This is a genomic window from Bacillus sp. NTK074B (assembly GCF_017303375.1).
Classification (GTDB): Bacteria; Bacillota; Bacilli; order Bacillales; family Bacillaceae_B; genus Rossellomorea.
In genome coordinates, this window is record NZ_JAFKOH010000331.1 from 1 (window position 1) to 230 (window position 230).

A 230-nucleotide genomic window follows, 5' to 3' on the forward strand; every position below is an offset into this window, starting at 1 on the left:
TTTCTTTGCTGAAGAACCTCACGGTCAATTATCCCCTAAAAGTGACTGAAGTTGAGGAGCTCGGCATCCTGGATCGCAGCATTACGGTTTTCACGCCTCCGGATTTAATAACTAAGGATCTGAATCAGCCGGCGGAACGTTTTGCCGAACTAGTCAATGAAAAATTAAAACAATCCAAGCGCAAAGATATCTACATCTATGTCCACGGCTACAAGGTCGTTTTCGAAAAC

General features: G+C 43.9%; 1 protein-coding gene. It reads left to right on the plus strand.

The window, feature by feature from the left end; translation table 11 throughout:
- A partial coding sequence (locus tag JI667_RS22560; protein WP_206858777.1) for an alpha/beta hydrolase occupies positions 1–230 on the plus strand: 230 nt, incomplete at both ends.